Origin of the sequence: Geobacillus zalihae, assembly GCF_030414215.1 — a bacterium.
In the GTDB taxonomy this organism is placed as follows: Bacteria; Bacillota; Bacilli; order Bacillales; family Anoxybacillaceae; genus Geobacillus; species Geobacillus zalihae.
In genome coordinates this window covers 3,286,889-3,301,873 of record NZ_CP129217.1, presented here as the reverse complement: position 1 = coordinate 3,301,873, position 14,985 = coordinate 3,286,889, and the positions used below count along the sequence as shown (strand labels likewise).

Sequence of the window (14,985 nt, the reverse complement as noted above, 5' to 3'; positions counted from 1 at the left end):
GTGTGCTCCATTCGTATTCGATTAGGCATATTTGGTGCGGACGATTCGCTGTCAATTATTCAGGCGGTGGCGCAAGAGTACAAAGAGCTTGTTTGCGTTCCCGTTGTGTATTGGGATGAAAGTGAAGTGATCGATTTGATCCGCCCGCTCGCGTCAGAGGTTGATATGTGGCTGTTTTCCGGACAAGTGCCGTATTCGATCGTCAAGCAGTCCGGTGAGGTCGATGCGCCGCTGTTTTATGTTCCACATATTGGTGCCAGCTTGTACCGCACACTGCTGCAGGCGCACTATACGGAGCAGATTCCGGTCAGCCGACTTAGTTTTGACACGTACGAGCGTCGCGAAATCGAACGGCTGCTGGAAGAGGCGGGCATCGAAGAACCGATTCCATACGTCAAGCATTACGAGGGAGGCATTTCGGCCCAGGAACTGTCCGACTATCATTACACCCTTTGGAAACAAGGGAAAACGGAAGCAGCGGTCACCTGTTTGCGGACAGCCCATCTCGAACTGGAGAAACTCGGGATGCCGGTGTATCGGGTATTGCCTGCCCGCTCGGCGGTGGAAGCGGTCATCCAAACAATCATTCGCACCGGACAGATGCTACAGGCGCAAGATGCGCAAATCGCCGTGCAAATGATTGAAGTCGATGCGATGCAGGCGGCCTCCCCAGAGACATTTTCGACCGATGACATATATCGTCTGGAGATGAAGACAACGGAAAAATTGCTACGGTATGCAAAAAAAGTCCAAGGGTCGCTGAAAAGCGCCGGACCGGGCCGCTATGTCATTTTTACGACAAGGGGCGCATTAAAAGAGATCACCGATGGCTATAAAACGGTCCCCTCGGCCGAGGAGACGGAGCTCCTTTACGACGAAGTCATCGCGTGCGGAATCGGCATCGGCCGAACGGCGTATGAGGCCGAAATTCAGGCTGGGAAGGCGTTTTTGCATGCGAAACAAAGCGGACGGGGTGCGTGGATGGTGGTGTTTGATGATGGAACGATCTCGGGTCCGTTAGGAAAAAGTGTGCACCTCCGCTATTCGCTCGGCGGCGGAGAACTGCGGCAGCTGGCGGAGCGGACGGGATTAAGCGCCGCGACGCTCTGCAAATTGAAAGCCATATTGCAAAAACGCGGAACCAACGAGATCGAAGCGCATGAGTTGGCTTCTTATATGCGGATTGTGCCGCGCAGCGCCCGCCGGATTTTAAACCAATTGGAGACCGTGGGCCTTGCCGAAGTGGCCGGGGAGACAAACCCGTATCCGCGCGGGCGTCCGCGCAAAGTATACCGCATTTTCTTATAATCGCTCGATCAGCTTCTGCCTTTAGCGCCAGGCAGAAGTTTTTTGTTGTCTTGAAGACATTTTTATTATTTGTATTATTTGAAAATTTACTCTATTTCCATTATAATTAAGGACATATCCGAAAATCATCCGTAATTGGCGTGAGGGGAGGATAGCTTGATTCAAGGGGAACGTCTTTGGCAACGGCTCATGGAACTAGGGGAGGTCGGCAAGAAACCAAGCGGCGGCGTCACGCGCCTCTCGTTCACTGCTGAAGAACGGAGGGCCAAAGATCTCGTCGCTTCCTACATGCGCGAAGCGGGGCTTTTCGTATATGAAGACGCGGCTGGCAACTTGATCGGACGGAAAGAAGGGGCGAATCCGGATGCTCCGGTCGTCCTTGTTGGGTCTCATCTCGATTCGGTTTACAACGGCGGTTGCTTTGATGGACCGCTCGGGGTGTTGGCCGGCGTGGAAGTTGTTCAGGCGATGAACGAGCACGGGGTTGTGACGCACCATCCAATTGAAGTAGTGGCGTTTACGGACGAAGAAGGAGCGCGCTTTCGTTTCGGCATGATCGGCAGCCGCGCGATGGCGGGGACGTTGCCTCCGGAAGCGCTCGAGTGCCGCGACGCGGAAGGGATTTCCCTCGCTGAAGCAATGAAACAGGCGGGGCTTGACCCGGACCGCTTGCCGCAGGCAGCACGAAAACCAGGAACGGTGAAAGCCTATGTCGAACTGCACATCGAACAAGGACGGGTGCTGGAGGAGGCTGGTCTTCCAGTTGGCATCGTCACTGGCATCGCCGGTCTGATTTGGGTGAAATTTACCATCGAAGGAAAAGCAGAACATGCCGGCGCCACGCCGATGTCGTTGCGGCGCGACCCGATGGCGGCGGCTGCCCAGATCATCACAGTGATCGAAGAGGAAGCAAGACGAACAGGGACAACGGTCGGTACTGTAGGACAGTTGCATGTATATCCGGGCGGTATTAATGTCATTCCGGAACGGGTCGAATTTGTGCTCGATTTGCGCGACTTGAAGGCTGAGGTGCGCGATCAAGTATGGAATGCCATAGCCGCGCGGGCAGAGACGATCGCCAAGGAGCGGAACGTTCGCCTCACGACCGAGCGGCTGCAAGAAATGGCGCCGGTGTTATGTTCCGAGGTGGTGAAACAGGCCGCGGAAAGAGCGTGCAAGCAGCTCGGGTATCCGCCGTTTTGGCTGCCGAGCGGCGCAGCCCATGACGGCGTACAGTTGGCTCCGATTTGCCCGATCGGGATGATTTTTGTCCGCTCCCAAGACGGGGTGAGCCATAGTCCGGCGGAATGGAGCACGAAAGAAGACTGCGCCGCTGGAGCAGAGGTGCTTTATCATACGGTGTGGCAACTGGCCCAAGGGGAATAACGAAAAAGACAAACGAACAGGGGGAGACTATGGATGACAAAGGAAGAAATCAAACGGCTCGTCGATGAAGTGAAAACGGACGTCATCGCCTGGCGCCGCCACTTGCACGCCCATCCCGAATTGTCGTTCCAGGAAGAGAAAACGGCGCAGTTTGTCTACGAGACGCTGCAATCGTTCGGCGGTCTCGAGATTACCCGCCCGACGAAAACGAGCGTCATGGCGCGCCTTATTGGCCAACAGCCAGGCCGGGTCGTCGCCATTCGCGCCGATATGGACGCGCTGCCGATTCAAGAGGAAAACACGTTTGAATTTGCCTCCAAAACCCCAGGCGTCATGCATGCGTGCGGGCATGACGGCCATACGGCGATGCTGTTGGGGACGGCGAAAATTTTTGCCCAGCTTCGTGATCACATTCATGGCGAGATTCGCTTTTTGTTCCAACACGCGGAAGAACTGTTCCCCGGCGGGGCGGAAGAGATGGTGCAAGCTGGCGTCATGGACGGGGTGGACGTCGTCATCGGCACCCACCTTTGGTCGCCGCTTGAGCGCGGAAAAATCGGCATTGTGTATGGACCGATGATGGCCGCACCCGACCGCTTTTTCATCCGCATCATCGGCAAAGGCGGCCATGGAGCGATGCCGCACCAAACGATCGATGCGATCGCCATCGGGGCGCAAGTGGTGACGAACTTGCAGCATATCGTCTCGCGCTATGTCGACCCGCTCGAGCCGCTTGTTCTGTCCGTGACACAATTTGTGGCGGGTACGGCGCATAATGTCTTGCCAGGGGAAGTTGAAATCCAAGGAACAGTGCGCACGTTCGATGAGACGCTGCGGCGCACGGTGCCGCAATGGATGGAGCGCATTGTCAAAGGGATCACCGAAGCGCACGGCGCCTCGTATGAGTTTCAATTTGACTACGGCTACCGCCCGGTCATTAACTACGATGAAGTGACCCGCGTCATGGAGGAAACGGCGTGCGAGCTGTTCGGCGAAGAAGCCGTCGCCCGCTTGAAACCGAACATGGGCGGCGAAGATTTCTCCGCCTTTTTGCAAAAAGCGCCGGGCAGCTTCTTTTACGTCGGCGCCCGAAACGAAGAAAAGGGGATCGTGTACCCGCATCACCATCCGCGCTTTACGATCGACGAAGACGCGCTTGAGATTGGCGTGCAAATGTTTGTCGCCGCGACGTTGAAACTGTTGGCGGGGGCGGAATAACCGGTTCCGCTTTTTTGCACATCATAAAGGCGGATCGATATGTATTGCATGCTCTTTCTTTGTCACCAATTCACATGGTTGAACTTGGTGCAGCTCGCGTGAGTGGAGAAGAAATGAAGGAGGGCATAGAGTTCTCTGCCTCCCTTACTTTTTCAACCCCGACTCGATCAAGAACGTCAAGGCTAGGCGATTTTTATAATTTTTGTAATCGACGCTGGGTCGGGGTCTTGGTTGTAAAGAGTATGGACAAAATCGCCATCAAGCGTAGCGAAGTAGTCATAATGGTGGTATGTTGCAATGGCATAATGCAAGGCATCATAGGCTTCGAGCTGGAACAGCCGCATTTGAGCCAAGGCTAAATCTTGAATGTAGGCATCTGTTGTTAGGAATTCAATGTGGAAATGTTGCCTTAGGGCAGATAAAAATTCATTATATCGATCAATGGAATTGTTGTAGAAGATTTGCAACTTGTTTCTTTTTGAGGGATAATTCATCTTCACTAATTTGATTAATTCTGAAAATATTAATAAAAACGTTCTTCTTGTAGAAACTTGGCATCTGTTTTTTCCAAACGTTATATAGGAAGGATACGCTTTCTTCTGATTCCCCAAGGTGATGATTATGGCGAGACTTTGAACGTAAATTGGATTGATTTTTATGGTGGATTTCTAATGGTAATAGAATTTCTTGAATGAATAAGTTATGTACTACTTCCCCAAATACATGTGTACTGATCCCTAATTTCGTTACACCTTCGTTATGCCACTTTTGGAGGATTTCACATACCTTATCTCCCCTTGGATCATTGGAGTCCATATAGGCCAAAATAAAACAAGCATCGATGTATATAGACGCTTGTCCAAAATGTTCATCTATGGCATCTTCCTATGTCATCACAAAAGACATAATCGGCTACCGTCCTTGTTTGTAGATGTCCACTAATTTTTTGCCAAAGGGAGAAGGTTTGGCTATTTTTTTCCGTAATTCGGCGAATGAAAGATCCTTATCCGGTTTGTTGGCCTGTTCCGTGCAAGACAGTGTCACCCTCATTTTCGTTTCCAAAGCGGAAGGCATATCGATCACCTCATTGATTCTCCTTTCTAAAAATTATAATGCAGGTCAGAAAAAATGTACAGATTTTTTCTTTTATTACTATACCCCTGTTCACGAAAACATAAACAGGGAGAGAATCTCCCTTAAAAGGGGAATGGGTGAAAGAAAAGGGGGAAACGGAAAAGAAGTCTTCTTTCCAGCCTGTGAGCGAACGATTTTAAAACAATGGTAAAGCAGCTTTCAAAAAAGAAAATGGAAAAATATCACCATCCCTGTTATGATGATAAAGGGTTCAGCGAACAAGGTGTCTACTTTCGTTTGTTGTTTAGATACCTTGTTTTGTTGGGAAAAAGGTTGTTGGCAGGTGAAACGATGAGAGCTTTCCTTTCCCGCTGGCTCCCCGTCATTCTCTGGTGCCTCGTCATTTACAGCTTCAGCGAGTCTTCCTCGTTCACTGGGGCGAATACGGCGCATGTGCTGCAGGTGATTTTATCGTACTTGCCGTTTGGCGGCGGGGATGAAGAGGGGTCGTCATTTTTGAATTTTTTGATTCGCAAAGCGGCGCATTTGACCGAGTTTGGCATTTTGGCCGCGCTTGTGTGGCGGGTGCTTGCGCCAAAACGGTTTGCGTATGCGGGCGCCTGGCTGTTTGCGACGGTGTATGCGGCAACCGACGAGTGGCATCAATCGTTTGAACCAGGACGGACGGCGACGCCAAAAGATGTGGCGATTGATTCATGTGGGGCGCTCCTGGCGCTTTTGATTGTATGGGCTTGCCGCTGTTGGGCAAGGACCAAGCATCGGGCGGTCAAACGCGGCGTATAATAGAACAAAGCTCTCCCATCGTATAGATTTAGATGTAAACGGAAAGAATGGCCAATAACGAGTTTGCGAGAAAAGGGAGAGAGGGCCATGGTCGCGTTTATCGCGGGAATGTTTGTGGGTTCGTTTGTGATGCTCGTCATCATGAGCATGATGGCGGTGGCGAAACGGGCGGATGAAGCAAGCGAACGGTGGAGGGAAAAGTGAGAAGCTTGCAGAGGGGCGTTAGGCAATGATCGAACGCCTTAGGTGTTCTAAGACATGCTGGTTAATACAGATGCACGGTTTCATGCACGGGAGCAGCGGCAACTCCCTTGATAAAAAGGGGCTAATGGATGATGGCTGCTGTGGTTGTCGCTGATCATTTCGTTTGCGTCGTTGGTCGCGACAGTCGTTGTGCGGTATCAAAAGAAAAGTCCTCTACTAGGTGTAGGTGTAGGTGGGGCGATTCTGCCTATTTCTAGACCGTTGCACTTTTTGCGGTCGCTGTGCGTGTTGGTCAGGGCATTGGCAGTTGTCAATGTCCTGTTTTTTATCCTATGCTTTTATCTTATTAATTTATAACCGTGATCCGGGCAAATCACAATATGGCTTCGGGAAAACGTCGAGGCGCGGGAGTCTATCGCTTTTGTTTCGTACAAGGAGGGGGAAGAAAGATGGCTCGGCCATCGATTACGGTGATCGGCAGCATCAACATGGACTTAGTCACTGTGGCGGCGCGGTTTCCAAACCAAGGAGAGACGATTTTAGGCGAACAGTTTCTCACCACTCCCGGCGGCAAAGGGGCGAACCAGGCGGTGGCCGCCGCCCGCCTCGGCGCCGATGTACGGATGATTGGCGCGGTCGGGGATGATGCGTTTGGTCAAGAGCTCATCCGTTCGTTGCAAAATGAAGGCGTTTCCGTCGATTATGTGAAACCGGTTACACATCAACATACCGGCATTGCTGCGATTACGATTTCGCAACAGGACAACCGCATTATTGTCGTCCCCGGGGCGAATCATGCGCTGACACCGGAGGATCTGGATCCATATGAATCCGTGATCGCCGAAAGCGATGTGTGCTTACTGCAGCTCGAGATTCCGCTTCCCGTTGTGGAACGAGCGGTTTCGATCGCTCATCGCCATGGCGTGCGCGTCATCGTGAACCCAGCTCCAGCCCAGCCGCTGCCGCTCGTGGTGCTTGAGCAGGCGAGTTTCTTGACGCCGAATGAACATGAACGGGCCATTTTGTTTGACAAGATGGACGAAGAAGCGTTTGCCGATAAGCTGATTGTCACCGAAGGGGCAAAAGGGGTGCGCATTTGGCAAGATGGACAAGAACGGCTCATTCCAAGTTTTCACGTTCCCGTCGTGGATACGACGGGCGCGGGCGATACGTTTAACGGTGCGCTTGCCGTGGCGCTGGCGGAAGGGAAGGCGCTTCATGAAGCGTGTCGGTTTGCCAATGCGGCGGCGGCTCTGTCCGTGACAAAAATCGGGGCGCAGGCTGGGATGCCGAGACGAGAGGAGGTGGAATCATTTTTGGCCGAACAGGAACGAAGTCAATGAGGCAAAAAGTCGATGTGCTACTGGTCAACCCGACGGACTCTAGCGCTGTCACGTCTGCGATTGAATCCGCCAACAGCGCCAACATCCCGGTCATTACGGTCGACCGCAGCGCGGACGGCGGGGAAGTGGTCACCCATATCGCTTCTGACAATGTGGCTGGTGGGAAAATGGCGGCACAATTTATTGTCGATCACTTGAAAAACGGTGGAAACATTGTGGAATTGGAAGGGATTCCTGGCTCCTCGGCCGCTCGTGAACTGGGAGAAGGATTCCACCAAGTGATCGACAAAGCAGCCAATGTCAACTACCCCCACTTAGCTAACGCTTGAAGTGGGGGCTTGCAACTCCCCAGAAGTGCAAACGGACTTCGTCCTCCTTCCTTGACTTGGGGTTGCATCAGGGGGCAGGTTGACGACTACCCAACGACGCAGGTCATGCCTGCATCGTTACCGATTCTCTCGGTGTGTCTGTTGGCAGTACTTGGCTTCCACACACAACAGACGGACCTACGCTCGATGTTTTACGGTTACAACGTTTCCTGTAACCAACTCCATACATCGAGTAGCCGTGATTGGAGTGCCTTTATTGAACGGTTTTCTCCACGCCTTTATTCTATCATACACAAAAGAAAGGGGGAACGCGCATTCCTCTCCCACTTACTCCCTTTGGTCGTTGAAGTGGGAGTCTCCTGCGCGAAATAGGATGAAAGTCGTGGCCAAACAGGCGGCTGATTTTGACCGGGCCAAAGGATTATCGGTCATGGAAAACATTTTGCAAAGCCATAAAGACATTCAAGCGGTCTTTGCCCATAATGACGAAATGGCCTTAGGGGCGTTGGAGGCCTTGCAGGCGCATGGGATGAACAACGTGATTGTGGTTGGATTCGACGCGACCGATGACGCAGTCAAGGCGGTGAAAGAAGGGAAAATGGCGGCCACCGTCGCGCAAAAACCAGCATTGATTGGCGAAAAGGCGGTGGACGCTGCTATCCGCGTTCACAAAAGGGAGAAAGTGGATCAATTTATCCCCGTTCCGCTCGAGTTGGTTCAAGGGCAATAATATGGGATTTTATCCGTGGTGCTAGTTGAGCTCTGACGCTCAACTAGCACCTGGGTTAATCAAAACAAAACTCTGGCAAAGCAAGCTCTTTGATCACTATGTATCTATTAAATGCCATGATAACGACGAAACGCATTAAGGACGCGATTAAAATCATAAGGGTGCATAATCCCGTAAAATTTCCGAAACCGAACGGTAGATGGAATTTCGTTATACCAGTCATACTGAACATATGATTGTGCCTTTAATCCAACATATTTCCAATAAACAATTGGTATTCGATAAGGGTATCGAGATGTTGGTTTTGATCTTGTGACTTTTAATCCAATAGCAATGGCTCGATTGCCTCTAAAACCCAAAATAAGAACAGGACGATATGTACCGCCCTGCCCTTCCTGAAAACGAAAATATATATCGTAAATACCACCCGGCTGCATCATTCTTCATCTAGCCACCGTTGATGCACAGGATTATCGGGATTCACAGTCACAACACCATCAGGGCTAACATCCAATAAAGGAGCAGAAGGCAACCGATCAAAACAAATGCTTGAACTTAAAGACGCATTGATGTTTGCGTATCGATTTCGCACAGCAGGTTTAGCATAAATCGATCTTAATGACTGTGCTCGCACATCTTTTCGCCTTGAGATGGCTGATCTTCGCAACTGGCGATGCTCCTTTCTGCGCATACGCTATCACCACCTTAGCAATAGCATATGCCTGTTTTGAAAAAACATGTACGAGACATACGCTGGCTATAATGTACATCTATTATAGCATATACAAGAGGGGATAACAAAACCAACCAATCTACAAAAATCCTTTGTTTCTACCTTGTTAGGGTGTGACATGTGAGTAGTGATTTCCGCTCTTTCCCTCGACCGGCTTCATTAACCATCGGAGGTCATAAAGAAACGCATCTTGGTTCATACTAAAGAAAAAGATGGAAAAAGAAAGGAACCCACCATGCTTCGCGAACTTGACTGGATGACGTACATCATGATCATTTTGGCCAGCTATCGGTTCACTCACTTGATCGTCTTTGATAAAATCACGGAATTTATTCGCAATCCGTTCATGAAAAAAGAGACGATCCAACACGAGGACGGGAGTACGGAAATCAAGAAGGTGCCGAAATCGAAATTCGGCTATTTGTTGAACTGTTACTGGTGTGCGGGAGTGTGGAGCGCGGTTTTTCTCGCGCTTGGGTATTTATTCATCCCAAAGATCGCCATGCCGTTGATTTTTATCTTTTCGATCGCCGGGGCGCAGGCGATTCTCGAGACGTTTGTCGGAGTCGGGACGAAGGCGGTCGATCTGTTGTCGGCGGCGAAAAAGCGGATGGACTGACATTGGGGGGCGTGCGGCGGAAACATGCGGCACGCTCGCTTTTCTTGCTTTTGTCGATACATCATGGTTAACTTATATAATTATTTAATTATATACTGATTGACGGAAACCATTTCATTGGTCGGCGTGGCCGTTTCATGACGGATGTTCGTTTTTATATAAGCAAATCATGATATGATGATGAATGGAGGGGTGATATGCCGCAACTCGCAATGGAGATAGGAGCAGCCGCTCGGGTGTTGAAGCTGCTCGGCGATCCGACGCGGCTGACGATTTTGGCGATTTTGAATCAGCGGGAGTGCTGTGTGTGCGAGCTGCTGGAGGTGTTTTCGACCAGCCAGCCGGCGATCAGCCAGCATTTGCGTAAGTTAAAAGATGCCGGGCTGATCCAAGAGGAGCGGAGGGGGCAATGGGTGTATTATTCGCTCCGGCCGCAAAGCGAATACTACTCCCTGCTGCAAGCGGTGTTGTCATACGTTCCGGACCAAGACGAAAACATTCGCAAAATCGAGACAGCGAATCCCGCGGCCCGCTGCGGGTGCTGACTTTAAACGCTGGCGTTTACAGCGGGGAGCAATAACTTTGAGCTGGCGATTGCTGTGGCGGTTGGGGTGTTTGGCATTCATTCGGGCGCGGCGTTTGCGGCGGTCATCGGTCCGCTGATTGAAGTGCCGGTGATGCTGGCGCTTGTCAACGTAGCATTGGCGTTTCAGCGAAAGTATTTTTCTTCGGGCAATCCAACATCAACGTAAAGGTGGGAACCAGCGATGAAGAAAAAAGTCATATACTTTTTATGCACCGGCAACTCGTGCCGCAGTCAAATGGCGGAAGGCTGGGCGAAACAACTTCTTGGTGAGGAATGGGAAGTGCACAGCGCCGGCATTGAAGCGCATGGCCTCAATCCGAATGCGGTGAAAGTGATGAAGGAAGTCGGCATCGACATTTCGAACCAAACGTCTGACGTCATCGACCCGGATCTCCTCAACCGCGCTGATTTGGTCGTGACGCTGTGCGGCCATGCGGCCGACCATTGCCCCGTCACCCCGCCGCACGTGAAGCGCGTCCATTGGGGCTTTGACGACCCGGCGAAAGCGGAAGGGACGGAAGAGGAGAAGCTGGCGGTGTTCCGCCGCGTCCGCGATGAAATCGGCGCGCGCATCCGCCGGTTTGCCGAGACGGGGGAATAGGGGCGGTGCAGCGAGGCAGGCGCAAAGAGCGGGGAAACTGTCTTGCATAGGGTGCGCAGCAGCTGCTCGTCGAAGTGCGGCCGGAAACGGGGAAGTGGCTGGGCGGACGAAAACCGCTCGGCGCGAAAAAGATGGTGAGAAGCCATCTTGTCAATCCACTGAACGTTTTGACAGACGAAATGAGCACATCGATGAAGGCAGTGCCACATCAGGTCACTGGGGGAGAAATCAAATGGAGTTATTTCATCAGTTAGCTCGCCGAAACATCAAAATCCGTAAACAGTCCGGTTTCGGAGCGCAATGGCGACAACAGTGGGAAGAGGCGTTTGCCGGCCATTTGACAGCGGAAGAAAAACAACGCATCCACCTTCATAATCGGAATGGAGTCAACGGCTACTTATGGCACCTGTTCAGCTATGGGATGAGAGGCTGTTTCACAGGAGAAGAAGCGGAAATGGCGTTTGATCAAGAAGAGAAAACGTGTTGCTATCTTTTCTTTCAACATGGCGACGATGCGTTCACCGTGGAGGATGCGTCCGGCTTGAAAGCCGCCGATCTGGCAGCGGAAAACGACAAAATCGATCTATATGTGGTGGACAGTGAGTTCAACTGGACGTTTGTCATGACGCATGAAAGCGGATGGCTTGGCCCGTATTTTAGCAGAAGGTGACAGCCATGGCTTATCGGTAGCCAAGGAAATCCAATAAGACAGAAAGAAAAAGAGTTCCAACCGAGCCCCAGGCAGACTAGGTTGGAACTTTTTTATTACCGCTGATCGGCCGGGAACACGATGCCGGTTTGTCTTCGCGCTTCGTCCATGATTTCCATCGTCCAAAGCGAATGACGGTGTGAGTTGATGGCCGATTCGTGTTCTCCGTTTTCGATCAAACGGATAAACTCTTGTGCTTCATAATACATCGGCGGCTTGTCCTGCGGCGCGGTGATGTCCTCGACGCGCCCGTCGCGGTAGCGGATTTCCGCTTTGGTTGGTGTGTGGATGGCGTCGATGATCATGTTTCCGTCTTCCCCTTGAATCTCCGAAGGCAAGTGCGAGTTCGTGATTTTCGAATAAAAGACGACCGCGTCCATCGCCCCGTAATGAAGCACGATCGAGCCTTCGCCGTCCACCCCTGATTCGAGCTTCACGCTTTGCGCCTTCACGCCACGGGGCTGGCCGAACAAAACGACCATCGGGTACAGGCAATAGACGCCAAGGTCCATCAACGCCCCGTTGGAGAAAGCTGGGTTGAAGGCGTTGAGCACCGTTCCTTGCTTATAGGCGTCATAGCGCGATGAGTATTGGCAATAGTTCGCCACGTAGCGGCGGATGCGGCCGAGTTTCGGCAAGTGCTCGCGGATGGACCGGAATGTGGGAAGCAGCGTCGCTTTCATCGCTTCCATCAATACGACGCCGTTTCGCTCCGCCGCTTCGATCATCGCTTTGACTTCTCTCGCATTGGAGGCGAGCGGTTTTTCGCATAAGACGTGCTTGCCGTGATTCATGAGCAAAATCGCCTGCTCGGCATGAAGTGCGTTCGGGCTGGCGATATAGACGGCATCAATGCCGTCGCTTTCGGCCAGCTTTTGCAAGTCGGTGAACGTCCGCGGCGCCCCGACTTTGTCGGCAAACTGCTTTGCGGTCTCCTCGGTTCGCGAGTAGACGGCGGCGAGTTCGAAGGAATCGACGAGGCGCGCGGCGTCAAGAAATGCTTCGGTGATCCAGTTTGTGCCGATGGTTGCGAATCGAATCATGTTGTTTGGCCTCCTTCATTTGTATCGACCCCATTGTACCACAAATCAACGGAGAGGCTTCGTTTTGTCATCGTCATGGAGCAAGCGTGCTTTTCTCTTTAGTTTTCATACAGCTCGATCGGCAGCCCGTCCGGATCTTGGAAGAAGGTGAATCGTTTGCCGGTCGCTTCATCAACGCGGACGGGTTCGGGATCGATGCCGTGTTGGCGCAAGTAGGCAATGGCTTCATCGAGGTTGTCCACCGCCAAAGCAAGATGGCGCAGTCCGCACGCTTCCGGGTAGCTTGGGCGCTTCGGCGGGTTTTCAAAGGAAAATAGCTCAAGCTGAATGCCGCCATCAGCCTCCAAATCGAGTTTGTACGAACGGCGCTCAGCGCGGTATTGCTCCCGGATGGGGCGAAATCCGAGAATTTCTGTATAAAATCGTTTTGATCGTTCATAGTCCGAGCAAATCAAAGCGATATGGTGAATCGTGGCAAGGCGCATGTCAATTCCTCCTTATATAAACGGGTGATGCCGTTGAACTAGTTTTATTTTTCAATTAGAAAAACCTTATAAAACCAACTTCTTTTTCACCCAATGCCGCCGATTGGCGCCTGTATGGCTCATACTGGGAAAAACAGCCTCCCCGCCGTTTTGGACCCGTTCCCGGTGTTTGGGGACAAATGAAATCGAAAATGTTATGTTGCGATAATGGAAGTTGCTGTCGTTGATTGTCGAAGCGGGCGAAAAATGTCTGCTCTCCTTATATTGACAGTTTGACAATCTATAGACTATCATAAATCTTGTAGGTTGGAAAATTTAAAATATTCATTTGATATTTTGGTAGAAAAAACGAATGGTCACCACGTTTTTTGTAAGCGCTTAACTTCTATGTTTCCTCATGATCGCCGCACCATTGATGCCGCACCATTGTGTTTGTTTCCAATCACAACGTGAGAACAAGGGGAAGGGGATATGGCATGATCTACGAATTTAAATTGCCTGACATCGGCGAAGGGCTGCATGAAGCGGAAATCATCCGCTGGCTCATTCGCGAAGGGGATGTGGTCAAGGCCGATCAGCCGATCGCTGAAATTCAAACGGATAAGGCGATGGTGGAAATGACGACGCCGGTCGCTGGCAAAGTGGTGGCGCTTGCCGGGCCGGAAGGGGCGACGGTGAAGGTTGGAGAGCCGTTGATTGTCGTGGAAACCGAGGCGGCGGTGGCGGCCGAAGCGGCGCCGACTGACCATTTGGCTCAGGAGCCTGCGTCTGCTGTTCATATAGAAGCCCCGCGCCCAACGGTGGGGCGCAAGCGGGCGATTGCCGCGCCCTCGGTGCGCAAGCGGGCGCGGGAGTTGGGCGTTCCGATCGATGAAGTGGAAGGAACGGGCGAAGGCGGCCGGGTGACGCTCGCCGACTTGGAGCGATATGTCCGCGAGCGGGAAGCAGCCGTGGCGGTGGCAGAGCAACGTGAAAGGAGCGGGGCCGCGGTTTTGCCAGTTGGGGGCACGGCGATAGAGCAAAAGGCGGACAAAGCCGCATGGACGTCCATCGCCAGCACGGAGCTTGTGGTTCCAGAAGAAGAGCGCATCCCGCTTCGCGGCTTGCGCAAAAAAATCGCCGAAAAAATGGTGAAATCGGCGTACACGGCGCCGCATGTGACCGGGATGGACGAGGTGGACGTGACGAAGCTCGTCGAGATCCGCAAAAACCTGGCCAGCGAGCTGGCCAAGGAGCAGATCAAGCTGACGTATTTGCCGTTTATTATTAAAGCGGTGACAAGGGCGCTGAAGCAATATCCGATGTTTAACGCTTCGCTCGATGAAGAGACGAATGAAATCGTCTTGAAAAAGCGCTATCACATCGGCATCGCGACGGCGACGAAAGCGGGGCTTGTCGTCCCTGTCATCCGCGACGCCGATCAAAAATCGATCCGCGAGCTCGCCGTTGAGATCGCCGAGCTGTCGGAAAAAGCGCACCGCCAGGCGCTTCGCCTTGACGAGCTGCAAGGAAGCACGTTTACGATCACGAGCACCGGCGCGGGCGGAGGGTGGTTTGCGACGCCGATCATCAACTATCCGGAAGTGGCGATTTTCGGAGCGCATGCGATCAAACGGCGCCCGGTTGTCGTCGGCGACGAAATTGTCATCCGCGATATGATGGGAATGTCGCTCACCTTTGACCACCGCGTCATTGACGGCGAGCCGGCCGGGCGGTTTATGCGGACGGTGGCCTACTATTTGGAAAATCCGGAAGTGCTGCTTTTGGATGTACGGTGATCATTCGATGCTTGCCTAAAAGCTGGGAGAGCGCG

Annotated in this window: 15 protein-coding genes and 3 pseudogenes; 15 read left to right on the top strand and 3 right to left on the bottom strand. The window is 52.2% G+C overall.

The window, feature by feature from the left end; genetic code table 11:
- The 3 genes from QWV57_RS16635 (at nt 1) to QWV57_RS16625 (ending at nt 3,912) form a co-directional block, all read left to right on the top strand.
- The gene (locus QWV57_RS16635) at nt 1-1,308 is read left to right on the top strand and encodes a helix-turn-helix domain-containing protein (RefSeq protein ID WP_015375950.1); all 1,308 of its coding nucleotides are present in this window, start codon (nt 1-3) and stop codon (nt 1,306-1,308) included.
- A 156-nt stretch (nt 1,309-1,464) separates the two neighbouring features.
- On the top strand, nt 1,465-2,694 hold the full coding sequence (locus tag QWV57_RS16630; protein ID WP_301100124.1) for a Zn-dependent hydrolase: 1,230 nt from the start codon (nt 1,465-1,467) through the stop codon (nt 2,692-2,694).
- Nucleotides 2,695-2,727: 33 nt separating this feature from the next.
- Nucleotides 2,728-3,912, top strand: a complete 1,185-nt coding sequence (locus QWV57_RS16625; protein ID WP_301100123.1) for a M20 family metallopeptidase — start codon at nt 2,728-2,730, stop codon at nt 3,910-3,912.
- Nucleotides 3,913-4,094: 182 nt separating this feature from the next.
- On the opposite strand, the gene QWV57_RS16620 is transcribed toward QWV57_RS16625, so the two are convergent.
- Complete coding sequence (locus QWV57_RS16620; protein ID WP_081133092.1) at nt 4,095-4,406, bottom strand: PIN domain-containing protein; 312 nt, start codon at nt 4,404-4,406, stop codon at nt 4,095-4,097.
- A 470-nt stretch (nt 4,407-4,876) separates the two neighbouring features.
- On the opposite strand from QWV57_RS16620, the gene QWV57_RS16615 reads away from it, so the two are divergent.
- From QWV57_RS16615 to QWV57_RS16565, 11 genes and pseudogenes are all read left to right on the top strand, one after another.
- Complete coding sequence (locus QWV57_RS16615; protein WP_164978003.1) at nt 4,877-5,197, top strand: hypothetical protein; 321 nt, start codon at nt 4,877-4,879, stop codon at nt 5,195-5,197.
- Nucleotides 5,198-5,337: 140 nt separating this feature from the next.
- Entirely contained in the window at nt 5,338-5,790 is a 453-nt protein-coding gene (locus QWV57_RS16610) for a VanZ family protein (RefSeq protein WP_301100122.1), read from the top strand.
- An 87-nt stretch (nt 5,791-5,877) separates the two neighbouring features.
- Entirely contained in the window at nt 5,878-5,994 is a 117-nt protein-coding gene (locus tag QWV57_RS16605) for a DUF3789 domain-containing protein (RefSeq protein ID WP_011232702.1), read from the top strand.
- Nucleotides 5,995-6,443: 449 nt separating this feature from the next.
- The gene (gene rbsK, locus QWV57_RS16600; protein ID WP_301100121.1) at nt 6,444-7,337 is read left to right on the top strand and encodes a ribokinase; all 894 of its coding nucleotides are present in this window, start codon (nt 6,444-6,446) and stop codon (nt 7,335-7,337) included.
- Nucleotides 7,334-7,639: pseudogene (locus QWV57_RS16595) on the top strand (substrate-binding domain-containing protein); the annotation flags it as partial. The gene rbsK and the pseudogene QWV57_RS16595, both read left to right, overlap by 4 nt.
- Nucleotides 7,640-8,027: 388 nt before the next feature.
- Nucleotides 8,028-8,396, top strand: a pseudogene (locus QWV57_RS16590) (substrate-binding domain-containing protein); the annotation flags it as partial.
- Nucleotides 8,397-9,364: 968 nt separating this feature from the next.
- Nucleotides 9,365-9,748: a DUF1360 domain-containing protein gene (locus tag QWV57_RS16585; RefSeq protein ID WP_031406805.1), complete on the top strand. Its 384-nt coding sequence runs from the start codon at nt 9,365-9,367 to the stop codon at nt 9,746-9,748.
- Nucleotides 9,749-9,945: 197 nt separating this feature from the next.
- Complete coding sequence (locus tag QWV57_RS16580) at nt 9,946-10,293, top strand: ArsR/SmtB family transcription factor (protein ID WP_020755926.1); 348 nt, start codon at nt 9,946-9,948, stop codon at nt 10,291-10,293.
- Nucleotides 10,294-10,299: 6 nt separating this feature from the next.
- Nucleotides 10,300-10,500: pseudogene (locus QWV57_RS16575) on the top strand (arsenic resistance protein); the annotation flags it as partial.
- A 15-nt stretch (nt 10,501-10,515) separates the two neighbouring features.
- Nucleotides 10,516-10,935 (top strand): arsenate reductase (thioredoxin), encoded by a 420-nt coding sequence (gene arsC / locus QWV57_RS16570; RefSeq protein ID WP_011232692.1) that lies wholly within the window; start codon nt 10,516-10,518, stop codon nt 10,933-10,935.
- 232 nt (nt 10,936-11,167) lie between these two features.
- On the top strand, nt 11,168-11,605 hold the full coding sequence (locus QWV57_RS16565; RefSeq protein WP_060788603.1) for a DUF4275 family protein: 438 nt from the start codon (nt 11,168-11,170) through the stop codon (nt 11,603-11,605).
- A gap of 95 nt (nt 11,606-11,700) precedes the next feature.
- Here the strand turns inward: QWV57_RS16565 and QWV57_RS16560 are convergent, their stop codons facing one another.
- Together QWV57_RS16560 and gloA2 are read right to left on the bottom strand one after the other, a co-directional pair.
- The gene (locus tag QWV57_RS16560; protein ID WP_060788604.1) at nt 11,701-12,687 is read right to left on the bottom strand and encodes a Gfo/Idh/MocA family protein; all 987 of its coding nucleotides are present in this window, start codon (nt 12,685-12,687) and stop codon (nt 11,701-11,703) included.
- Nucleotides 12,688-12,785: 98 nt separating this feature from the next.
- The gene (gloA2, locus tag QWV57_RS16555) at nt 12,786-13,172 is read right to left on the bottom strand and encodes an SMU1112c/YaeR family gloxylase I-like metalloprotein (RefSeq protein WP_033011380.1); all 387 of its coding nucleotides are present in this window, start codon (nt 13,170-13,172) and stop codon (nt 12,786-12,788) included.
- 476 nt (nt 13,173-13,648) lie between these two features.
- Between gloA2 and QWV57_RS16550 the strand changes: the two genes are divergently transcribed.
- The gene (locus QWV57_RS16550; RefSeq protein WP_033006178.1) at nt 13,649-14,950 is read left to right on the top strand and encodes a dihydrolipoamide acetyltransferase family protein; all 1,302 of its coding nucleotides are present in this window, start codon (nt 13,649-13,651) and stop codon (nt 14,948-14,950) included.
- Nucleotides 14,951-14,985: the final 35 nt, after the last annotated feature.

What these genes read in the sequence shown, in the direction of transcription:
- QWV57_RS16625 (WP_301100123.1), top strand. Translation starts at nt 2,728, where the DNA reads ATGACAAAGGAAGAAATCAAACGGCTCGTCGATGAAGTGAAAACGGAC.
- QWV57_RS16620 (WP_081133092.1), bottom strand. Translation starts at nt 4,406, where the DNA reads ATGAATTATCCCTCAAAAAGAAACAAGTTGCAAATCTTCTACAACAAT.
- QWV57_RS16610 (WP_301100122.1), top strand. Translation starts at nt 5,338, where the DNA reads ATGAGAGCTTTCCTTTCCCGCTGGCTCCCCGTCATTCTCTGGTGCCTC.
- QWV57_RS16605 (WP_011232702.1), top strand. Translation starts at nt 5,878, where the DNA reads ATGGTCGCGTTTATCGCGGGAATGTTTGTGGGTTCGTTTGTGATGCTC.
- rbsK (WP_301100121.1), top strand. Translation starts at nt 6,444, where the DNA reads ATGGCTCGGCCATCGATTACGGTGATCGGCAGCATCAACATGGACTTA.
- QWV57_RS16585 (WP_031406805.1), top strand. Translation starts at nt 9,365, where the DNA reads ATGCTTCGCGAACTTGACTGGATGACGTACATCATGATCATTTTGGCC.
- QWV57_RS16580 (WP_020755926.1), top strand. Translation starts at nt 9,946, where the DNA reads ATGCCGCAACTCGCAATGGAGATAGGAGCAGCCGCTCGGGTGTTGAAG.
- arsC (WP_011232692.1), top strand. Translation starts at nt 10,516, where the DNA reads ATGAAGAAAAAAGTCATATACTTTTTATGCACCGGCAACTCGTGCCGC.
- QWV57_RS16565 (WP_060788603.1), top strand. Translation starts at nt 11,168, where the DNA reads ATGGAGTTATTTCATCAGTTAGCTCGCCGAAACATCAAAATCCGTAAA.
- QWV57_RS16560 (WP_060788604.1), bottom strand. Translation starts at nt 12,687, where the DNA reads ATGATTCGATTCGCAACCATCGGCACAAACTGGATCACCGAAGCATTT.
- gloA2 (WP_033011380.1), bottom strand. Translation starts at nt 13,172, where the DNA reads ATGCGCCTTGCCACGATTCACCATATCGCTTTGATTTGCTCGGACTAT.
- QWV57_RS16550 (WP_033006178.1), top strand. Translation starts at nt 13,649, where the DNA reads ATGATCTACGAATTTAAATTGCCTGACATCGGCGAAGGGCTGCATGAA.